At 74.8% G+C, this 9,371-nt stretch carries 8 protein-coding genes; 5 read left to right on the top strand and 3 right to left on the bottom strand.

The window, feature by feature from the left end; all coding sequences use genetic code 11:
- Window positions 1-787 precede the first annotated feature (787 nt).
- The gene (locus ACIQV3_RS23005) at window positions 788-2,293 is read right to left on the bottom strand and encodes a hypothetical protein (protein WP_403714558.1); all 1,506 of its coding nucleotides are present in this window, start codon (window positions 2,291-2,293) and stop codon (window positions 788-790) included.
- Window positions 2,294-2,401: 108 nt separating this feature from the next.
- Between ACIQV3_RS23005 and ACIQV3_RS23000 the strand changes: the two genes are divergently transcribed.
- From ACIQV3_RS23000 to ACIQV3_RS22990, 3 genes are read left to right on the top strand one after another with little or no spacing between them, the layout of a single operon-like run.
- Complete coding sequence (locus ACIQV3_RS23000; RefSeq protein ID WP_403714556.1) at window positions 2,402-3,202, top strand: LamB/YcsF family protein; 801 nt, start codon at window positions 2,402-2,404, stop codon at window positions 3,200-3,202.
- On the top strand, window positions 3,199-3,831 hold the full coding sequence (locus ACIQV3_RS22995; RefSeq protein ID WP_403714554.1) for an allophanate hydrolase subunit 1: 633 nt from the start codon (window positions 3,199-3,201) through the stop codon (window positions 3,829-3,831). The genes ACIQV3_RS23000 and ACIQV3_RS22995 overlap by 4 nt, the downstream gene beginning before the upstream one ends.
- Entirely contained in the window at window positions 3,828-4,715 is an 888-nt protein-coding gene (locus tag ACIQV3_RS22990; protein ID WP_403714552.1) for a biotin-dependent carboxyltransferase family protein, read from the top strand. The genes ACIQV3_RS22995 and ACIQV3_RS22990 overlap by 4 nt, the downstream gene beginning before the upstream one ends.
- 191 nt (window positions 4,716-4,906) lie before the next feature.
- Here ACIQV3_RS22990 and ACIQV3_RS22985 read toward each other — a convergent pair whose 3' ends face one another.
- Window positions 4,907-6,313 carry a HEAT repeat domain-containing protein gene (locus ACIQV3_RS22985; protein WP_403714550.1) on the bottom strand — a complete coding sequence of 469 codons (1,407 nt, stop codon included), beginning with the start codon at window positions 6,311-6,313 and terminating at the stop codon, window positions 4,907-4,909.
- A gap of 389 nt (window positions 6,314-6,702) precedes the next feature.
- The gene (locus tag ACIQV3_RS22980; protein WP_403714548.1) at window positions 6,703-7,188 is read right to left on the bottom strand and encodes an ankyrin repeat domain-containing protein; all 486 of its coding nucleotides are present in this window, start codon (window positions 7,186-7,188) and stop codon (window positions 6,703-6,705) included.
- A 280-nt stretch (window positions 7,189-7,468) separates the two neighbouring features.
- Here ACIQV3_RS22980 and ACIQV3_RS22975 point away from each other — a divergent pair, with 280 nt between their 5' ends.
- A complete protein-coding gene (locus tag ACIQV3_RS22975) occupies window positions 7,469-7,663 on the top strand; it encodes a hypothetical protein (protein WP_007262923.1) in 195 nt (64 codons plus the stop codon).
- Between the two features lie 50 nt (window positions 7,664-7,713).
- Entirely contained in the window at window positions 7,714-9,351 is a 1,638-nt protein-coding gene (locus ACIQV3_RS22970) for a hypothetical protein (RefSeq protein ID WP_403714546.1), read from the top strand.
- The last annotated feature ends 20 nt before the right edge of the window (window positions 9,352-9,371 follow it).

Here is a 9,371-nt window from a genome sequence, read left to right as displayed (position 1 = left end):
CCGGCAGGCCCGGCAGGCCCGGCAGGCCCGGCAGGCCCGGCAGGCCCGGCAGGCCCGGCAGGCCCGGCAGGCCCGGCAGGCCCGGCAGGCCCGGCAGGCCCGGCAGCAAGGAGTTTTCCCCCACCCCGCCCCTTCCCGAAAGCAGGGGCGAGCCCCCACACCCCCGGGTGGGACGGTGTCACCAGGGGCTCCGCCCTGGTGACGGGGGTCGTCACCCGCGTCGGGGACGGGACACCCGGGCACTGGACGACGTTCGGGGCCGGGGCCCCGTCGGGTGCGGGGCGACGGGCCTCAGGGATGCTGCCGCCGAGGACCATGGCCGCTCGGCCGTCCACCCGGGCAAGTTCCCGGCCCCGGCCGGACGCGGCCGTACGAACGGAGCTCGAAGCAACGCCTCGACCGAGCGGGACCGTACGGCCGGCGCCCCGCGCGGCAGAACCGCCCGGCATGGCCGCATGGCGGTGCGCATGCGTACGGCCCGCACCGCGGGGATCCGCTCGCTGCAGGGCCGGTCCACACGGGGCCCTTCCGTGCAGGGCCCTTCCGTGGGGAGCTGCTCCCCACGGGGCCGCTCCGTACGAGGCCGCACTACACGAGGCCACTCCACACGGAGCCGCACCACACGGAGCCGCACCACACGAGGCCGCACCACACGGAGCCGCACCACACGAGGCCGCACCACACGAGGCCGCACCGTACGGAGCCGCACCGTAGCGGACGGCTCCGTAGCGGACGGCTCCGCAGGGGCCCGGTTCGTCGCCCGGCCAGGGCGAGGGCATGGGCCGGGTCATGCCGCCTCCGTGCGGTCCGCCGTCATGGCTGCCGCGTCCAGCAGGGCGGTGCCGACGATCAGGTCCGCGCCGCCGAATTCGGGGTCCTCGAGTTCCGTGCCGTCGTCCACCGCGAAGAGGAGCCGCTCCTCGCCCTGGCGGTACGCCGTGCCCACCGCCGGGCTCGCGGCGTGGACGGCCAGCAGGGCGACCAGGTAGGGCAGGTCCGGGTCGGAGCGGCGGGCCTCCGCCAGGAGGCCGGACAGGCGGCGCGGGGCGTCGTGCGGGAGTTCGAGGAGTGTCATCGCGGCGGCGAGCTGCTCCTCGCTGAAGCGGCTGTCGTCCGGGGTGGCGATCAGGTCCGGCTCCGGCATTTCCAGACCCAGGTGCTCACGCTCCACCGGCGGGGTGAGGAGGATCTCCACCAGGTCCGCGACGCGGACCGAGACGGGGGTGCGCAGGCCCGCGCCCGACGCGAAGAAGGCGTCCGTGACCCGGATGGCCGACGCGACCGGAAGCGGCAGCGTGGGGGCCACGAGCTGTCCGTACAGGTCGATGCCGGAGCGCGGCGCGGGGGCCGCGAAGGCCTGGCGGTCCTGTTCGGCGCGGAAGAGCGGTCCGGCGTCCAGGAGCCGGGACTGGAGCTGGGTGTGGCGGCGGATGCAGTCCTTGACGATGTCGACCAGTTCGGCGGCGCGCCGTTTGTTGTCCGGCTCTTCCGCCTCGTCACGGGCCTTGCGGATGTTGGTCAGGATCGCGTTCTCGTGGCGGTAGCGGTCGGCGACGTGATCGAGGGCCTCCGCGATCATGTCGGGGACCGTCACCAGCCAGTCCACCGCCCGCACGTTGCGCCGGGTCGCGTCCAGCGTGCGGCGCAGGGTCTCGGCGTACTGGACGGTGCGGTAGCGGGCCTGTTCGGCGGCGAGTTGGGCGTCGGCGAGCCGGCCCCGGCTGATCAGCACCTCCAGCTTGACCTCGGCGGCGATCTGCGCGCTGGTGACGTCCGTGTCGAGGGCGCCGACCAGGACGTTGACGGCCTCGTCCGTCGTGCGCAGGTACACCGCGCCGCCGTATCCCGGGACTTCCTCGATGAGCTTGAAGTCGTAGTCGCGGCGGACGTACACCCCGTCCGGGCCGAACGTGCCGTAGATCGCGCGGAATCCGCGGTCCACGCTGCCGACGTTGATCAGGTTCTCCAGCACCCAGCGGGCCACCCGCTCGTGCTCGGCCGCGGGGCGCGCCGGCGCCTGGGCGGCGACGCGCGGCAGCAGGCGGGCCACTATCTGCTCGTGGTCCGCGCCGGTGTCGAAGTCCATGTTGAGCGTGACCAGGTCGATCGCGGCGAGCGCGACCTCCGCCATCGCGTAGACCCCGTACTCGCCGGCCAGATTGGCCTTGCGCACGTCGAGGTCGTGGAGCGGGGCGGTGCAGGCGAGCGCGCGCAGCCGCCGGGCCAGGCCCTCGTCGGCGGCCGGGCCCGACGCCGGGGAGGGAAGGGTCTTCGCCGGGGCGGGGAGAGTCACGGACAAAGACTAGGCGCTGACCCTGACAACATCCCAAACGGGATGGTTCGCCCGATCCTCCCGACCGGCCGCCCGCAGGGGGTCCGCGGCCTGTTCTACGCTCACCGCATGGCTTCCATGATCACGCCGGGCACCCCGGCGGCCGGACCCGTGATCGATCTCAACGCCGACCTCGGCGAAGGCTTCGGACGGTGGACACTGACCGACGACGAGGCCCTGCTGTCCGTCGTCACGAGCGCCAACGTCGCCTGCGGCTTCCACGCCGGCGACCCGTCCATCATGCGCCGCGTCTGCGAGCTGGCGGCCGCGCGCGGGGTACGGATCGGCGCGCAGGTCTCGTACCGGGACCTGGCGGGCTTCGGCCGCCGCTCCATGGACGTGCCGGCCGGTGAGCTGGCCGACGAGGTGGCCTACCAGATCGGGGCGCTCGAGGTCTTCGCGCGGGCCGCCGGGTCCCGGGTGTCCTACGTGAAACCGCACGGCGCGCTCTACAACCGCACCGTCCGCGACGAGGACCAGGCCGGCGCCGTGGTGGCCGGCGTGCTGCTCGCGGCCGGTCCCGGCGGGCTCCCGGTGCTCGGGCTGCCCGGCTCGCTGCTGCTCGACGCGGCGGAGCGGGCCGGGCTGCGTGGCGTCCCGGAGGCCTTCGCCGACCGCGCCTACACCCCGGCGGGCACCCTCGTACCGCGCGGCGAGCCGGGCGCCGTGGTCCACGACCCGGACGCGGTGGTGGCCCGCGCGGTGGACATGGCCGCCGGGCACGCCGTGACGGCCGCCGACGGCTCCCGGATCCCGGTGGCCGCGCGCTCCCTGTGCCTGCACGGGGACACCCCGGGCGCCGCGGACCTGGCCCGGCGCGTGCGCGGGGCGCTCGGCGGGGCCGGGGTCCGGGTGGAGGCCTTCGCGTGAGGGCGCTGGAGGCGGGCGCCGACGCGCTGCTGCTGGAAGTGGACTCCGCCGAGGAGGTGGCCGCGCTCCACGCGGAGCTGCTGCGCCGCCGGGACGCGGGCGAGCTGGACGGCGTACGGGAGATCGTGCCGGCGGCGCGGACCGTCCTGCTGGACGGGGTACGGGAGCCGCGCGCCCTCGCGGCCCGGATCGCCCGCTGGCGGATCCCCCCGCTCGCGCCGGCCGACGGGCCGCCCCCGGTGACGGTCGCCGTGCGCTACGACGGCCCGGACCTGGCGGAGGTGGCCGGGCTGTGGGGGGTGGCCCCCGGCGAGGTGCCCGGGATCGTCGGCGCGATCACCTTCCGGGTGGCGTTCTGCGGCTTCGCCCCGGGCTTCGGCTACCTCACGGGACTCCCCGCCCGCCTCCACCTGCCCCGGCGCGCGACGCCCCGTACGGCGGTACCGGCGGGCTCGCTGGCCCTCGCGGGCGAGTACGCGGGGGTCTACCCGCGCTCCTCCCCCGGCGGCTGGCAGCTCATCGGGTCCACCGACGCGGTGCTGTGGGACCCGGCACGCGAGCCGGCGGCGCTGTTCGTGCCCGGGGCGCGAGTGCGGTTCGCCCCGGTCGGAGCGGGGGCCGCGCTGTGAGGGGGCTGGAGGTCGTGCGGGCGGGTGCGCTGACCACCGTCCAGGATCTGGGGCGGCCCGGGTACGCCCACCTCGGCGTCCCCCGGTCGGGGGCCCTCGACTCGGGCGCGCGGGGGCTGGCGAACCGGTTGCTCGGCAATCCGCCCGGGGCGGCCGTCCTGGAGACGACCGTGGACGGCGTGGGGCTGCGGGCGGTGGGCGGCGCGGTGACGGTGGCGGTCACCGGGGCGCCGTGCGCGGTACGGGTCTGCGGGCGCCCGGCGGCCTGGGGCGCGCCTGTTCTGCTGCGCGCCGGGGCGGAGCTGGAGGTGGGCCGGGCGGAGTCGGGGGTGCGCGGCTACGTCGCGGTGCGGGGAGGTTTCGCGGTCGAGCCGGTGCTGGGCAGTCGCTCGACCGATCTGCTGTCGGGGCTCGGCCCGCCGGTCCTGGCGGCGGGGGCGCTGCTGCCGGTGGGCGCGGCCGGGCCGGATCCGGTGGCCGGGGTCGATGCTTTGGCGGCGCCGGGTCCGCCTTCGGAGCTGGTGCTGCCGCTGCGGCTGGGGCCGCGGGCCGACTGGTTCACGGCGGAATCGGTGACGGGGCGGCTGCTGCGGGCGACGTACCGGGTCTCGGCCGCGTCCAACCGCATCGGGCTGCGCACGGAGGGGCCGGCGCTGGTGCGCGCGCGGGGTGGGGCGGGGGGCGGGGAGCTTGAGCGGGAGCTGCCCAGCGAGGGGATGGTGCTGGGTGCGGTGCAGGTGCCGCCGGACGGGCAGCCGGTGGTGTTCCTCGCCGATCACCCCGTGACCGGGGGGTATCCGGTGGTGGGGGTGGTGGCGGGGGCCGCACTCGACGCGGTGGCGCAGGTGGGGCCGGGGTGTGCGGTGCGGTTCGTTCGGCTCTGACGCCGGACGGGCGGGGAAGGGGTACCGGGCTGTGCCCGGACCCCTCTGGGACCCCTCTGGGACCCCTCTGGGACCCCTCTGGGGCTCCCGCCCCGGACCCCGGTCCTCAAGCGCCGGACGGCTGAAAAACCCAAGCGCCGGCGGGGCTGGCAGGTGCAGCCCCGCCGGGGTGACGCCGGCGGGGGTGGGGGTTACACCGTTGACTCCGGGGTCATGCGGCTTCGGACGGCCGACTGGACGTCTTCTTCTTCCGCCGGGTCTGCCGCCAGGCGGCGTAGGCGCGGGGCGACTCGGGCGTCGGCCGTTTCCGCATGGCGGGCGGCCACCTCTCGGGTGGTCTCCTCGCAGTCCCAGAGGCATTCGACGGCGAAGCCGGCCGCGAAGGAGGGGTCCGTCGCCGCCAAGGCGCGCGCGGCGCGGCCGCGCAGGGCGGAGGAGGCCGTCTCGCGGTAGACGTGGCGCAGGACGGGGGCGGCGCAGGCGATGCGGAGCCGGCCCGCTCCGTCGACCAGGGTGAACAGCGGGGTGGCGTCCGGGCCGGAGCCGCGGACGGTGGAGCGGAGGGCTCCGAGGACGAGGGCGGCGTCGCCCGCTCCGCCCCGGGCGGCCAGGAGGGTCGCCGCGGCCGTTCCGAGGGCGTCGGGGCGCTGGACCCAGCGCCGGGCCCGTTCGACGGCGGCGGGGCCGCACATGCGCTCGTAGGCGGCTACGGCCGGCTCGTCGCCGGCGGCTTCGATGAGGTCCAGTACGGCCGGGTTCTCCGGCTCGGCGAGGACCAGGTGGTGCAGCGCGGTGGCGCGGGCGGCCTCGCCGGACGCGCCGGCGGCGGCCGCCAGGATCGCGGAGCGGTCCTCGGGGGTGGCCACGGCGGCGAGGCAGCGGGCGGCCGGGACGTGCAGGGGGGTGCCCCTGCGCAGTCCGTCGGCGGCCCAGTCGAAGACGGCCTGGACGCCCCAGCCGGGCTGGGGGCCGCGCGGGGTGAGCTGGCGCTGCCAGCGGTCGAAGGAGCCCTGCTGCCGGGCGGCGCGCAGCCGCTCGGCGTACTCGTTGGGCTGCGCCGCCTCCTCCCACAGGCACCAGGGCCTGGGCTCGTAGGCGTCGCGGACGGCGGCGGCGAGCAGCGCCTCGCCCTCGGGGGTGGCGGGGAAGCGGGCGAGGACGGGGGCGGCCAGTGACCGCAGTCCCTCGTCGTCGTCGCGCAGGGCGAGCTCGTCGAGGGCCCAGGCCCAGTTGGCACCCGTGGCGGCGTACCGGCGCAGCAGCATGAGCGCGTCGTCCCGGCCGTACGAGGCCAGGTGGCCCAGGACGGACAGGGCGAGGCCCGTGCGGTGGTCGTCCTCGTCGAGCAGGTCGTCGACGCTGAAGAGGTGGGCCTCGATCTCGCCCAGGGGGCCGTCGAGATCCAGGTACAAGCGTGCGTAGTACAGGGAGCGGTTCTCGACCTGCCAGTCCTGGCGCGGATCGCCGGCCACGCAGTGGTTGAGCGCCGCGAGGGCCTCGGCCCTGGGCGCCGCGAGTGCGTGCAGCGTGCCGTCGCCGCGGCCGCGCTGGAGGAGACCGAGCAGGGTGCCGCTCGGCGCTATGACTGGTTCGAACATGGGAATGGCCTCAAATCAAGCTGGGGACGCAACCGGGAATCGGAATTCACAGGGCCGCGTAACAGCATGTGAGGACGTCCGCCGTCAGGTTCCGCTCGATGTAGACCATTGCCTTCTCACTCTCGTCGGTGCTTCTCGGCCAGGGCGGCGGTCCCCCGGCAGGAGTGGGGGTCGGACACCCGTTGTGTCCTGCCCGCTCCTGCCCGTCCGTCCTGTCCGCGAATCGAATCCGACGCCATGATGACCCAGGCGGTTTGTGCGCCGCGACCACATTTAAGGCCGCCGTGACCAACCCGTGAGGTCTGGACCGGCCGAAGAACCGGCCAAGAACCGGCCAAGTACCGGCCAGGGACCGGGCAGGGACCGGGCAGGGACCGGCCAGAAGCGGACTACTTGGCTCCGAAAAGTTCCAGCAGGTCGGCCTTGGCGAACATGCGGGCCGTGTCCACCGCCGAGGGCGTTCCGGCGTCCGGGTCGGCTCCGCCGGCGAGCAGTGCGCGAATGACGGCCTCCTCGCCCTTGAAGACGGCCCCGGCGAGCGGGGTCTGGCCGCGGTCGTTGGCGCGGTCCGCCTCGGCTCCGCGGGCCAGCAGGGCCGCGACCGCTTCGGCGTGGCCGTGGTAGGCGGCGAGCATGACGAGGGTGTCGCCGCGGTCGTTGGTGAGGTTCGCCGGGACGCCCGCGTCGACGTACGCGGCGAGGGCCTCGGTCTCACCCCTGCGGGCAAGGTCGAAGATCTTGGTGGCCAGCTCGATGACGTCCTCGTCGGGAACGCCCGGAGCAACGCCCGGAGGAACGCCCGGAGAGTCCTGGGATGCCTGAGGGGCCTGAGGGGCCCGGGAGTCCTGGGAGCCGTTCTCGACGTGCTCACTCATCGGTCGTACCGCCTTTCACGGGCAGGGCTGCGCACGGCACTGCGTCCGTACGGGTGAAGCGCCAGAGTAGCGCCCGGACCTGCACATGAGAGGCGCGGGCCGAGGCAATGATCACCTTGCGGCCCGCATGCACCCAACCCGCCAGGCGCGCCAGCCGGGATGGGCCGGTCAAGTGAAAAATTGCTGGATTCACCCGTATGCACCTTTTATCGCATTGATACTTCCTGTGAGCCTGGAAGAACTGATGGTGACTGTCCCCACCCACCAGGAGAGCTGACTCATGGTCCTGTCCATCTCAGGTGTCGTCCTGCTCGGCATCATCTGCTTCCTGTTCTTCAAGAAGGACGGCATGAAGCTGACGCACGCGTTCGTGTGCGCGCTCTTCGGCTTCTTCCTCGCCGGCTCCGCCATCGCCCCCAGCATCACGGCGAGCACGGCGAGCCTCGCGAGCCTTCTCGGCGGGATCAAGCTCTAGCGCCCGGCCCCGGCACCCACCCGAAGCATCCACAACTCCAGGAGACGCCCGTGGCCCGGCGCCCACTTCCCCGCATTCTCAGCAGCGGCACCGTGTCGCTGACCCGGGGCCGCGACTTCGCTCGCACGGCCGCCGACAGCGCCACGGACGTCCTCCATCCGCTCCTCACCATCGGGCGCGGCCTGCGAGTCCTGGCCTCGGCCGGGCGGCGCAAATGGTGCGACACCCCCAAGGACAAGCGTGGTCCCGCGCTGTTCCTGGGGGCCGCCTGCGTCCTCGTGGTCGCGCTCATCCCCTATGGCCCCCTCACCGCCCTGATCACCCTCATGGCGGCGGCGGCCTGGCAGGGACGCGACCGCACCCCGGTGAAGACCGGACCCAGCGATGCCGAGACCGAACGGCTCGGCTCCCTCTACGAAGCACTCGTGCCGTACTTCTCCATCCCGGAGGACCCGAGCCCCCTCTACGCCCACGGCGGGGAGTGGGACAAGGCCTTCAGCGGCTACGAGTTCGACGAGGCGGGCCGCGTCACCCGGCTCCACATCCGCTACCCGGCCTACTTCACCGATGGCGAGGCCGCGTCACGGGCCCGGATCGAGGCACTGCTGCACGCCAAGTCCGGGCGCGGACGGGAGTATCTCTTCGACTGGGACGAGGAGGGCAACCAGCTCGACCTGAGCGTGCTGGCGGCGCTGCCCACGGGCATCGCCGCCCAGCCTTTCGTCACCTCCCCGGGTGAGACCGTGCTCGGCTTCACCGACCCCGGCAGCGTGCAGCGCACCCTGCCCGTCCTCGACGGGGACGGGCCCCGGGACGTGCCGCCGGTCATCTGGCGCACCGGATCCCGCTCCGCCGAACCCCATCTGCTCGCCGTGGGCCAGCCCGGCAGCGGGACGTCCACGCTGCTGCGCTCCATCGCCCTGCAGGCCCTGCGGCACGGCGGTGACGTACTGATCGTGGAGGGCGGCGGCACCGGCGAGTACTCCTGCCTCTCCGGCCGCGCCGGCGTCCTCGCCGTGGAATGCGGGCCGACCGGGGCGCTGGCCACCCTGGAATGGGCCGCCCGCGAGACCGAGCGGCGCCTGATCGCCACCCACCGGGCCCGCGAAGCCGGCCGGCCCGCGCCCGAGGACACCCGGCGTCCGCTGTGGATCCTGCTCGACCGGCCCAGCGTGCTGGCCCACCTGGCCGCCGCCGAGGGCGCCCCCGACCCGATCGCGCAGCTCCAGGTGCCGCTGCGGCACGGGCGCGCCGCGCACGTCACCGTGGTGGTGGCCGAGCAGTTCGACCACCTGGAGCTGCTGGGCGACTACGTCTGGCAGCACACGCGGGCCCGGGTGGTGCTCGGAGCCGCCACGATCCAGCAGATCGCCGATGTGCTGGGACTGCCCCCGCACACCACGCCGACGGCCGTACTGCCGCCGGGGCGCGGGTACGCCCGGCTCGGCGCCGGTCCCGTGCACCGGCTCCAGGTCCCGGCCACGCCGGACCCGTACGACGAGGCCACCCACCCGGGACACCGCCAGGCGGTACTGGACCTGCTGCCCGAGCGGCAGGCGCCGCCCAAGCCGGCCCCGGACCACGTCACGCTGGGCAAGCCGCTGCACATCGTGCAGCCGCCCGCCCAGGCGCAGGGCCCGGCGATCGACGCCTCGGAGATCCCCGAGGTCCCGGCGGACGCCCCGTAGACCCTTCTGTTCCCGCTTCC

Origin of the sequence: Streptomyces sp. NPDC099050, assembly GCF_044759865.1 — a bacterium.
Lineage (GTDB): Bacteria > Actinomycetota > Actinomycetes > Streptomycetales > Streptomycetaceae > Streptomyces.
This window is presented reverse-complemented; position numbering and strand designations above follow the sequence as displayed.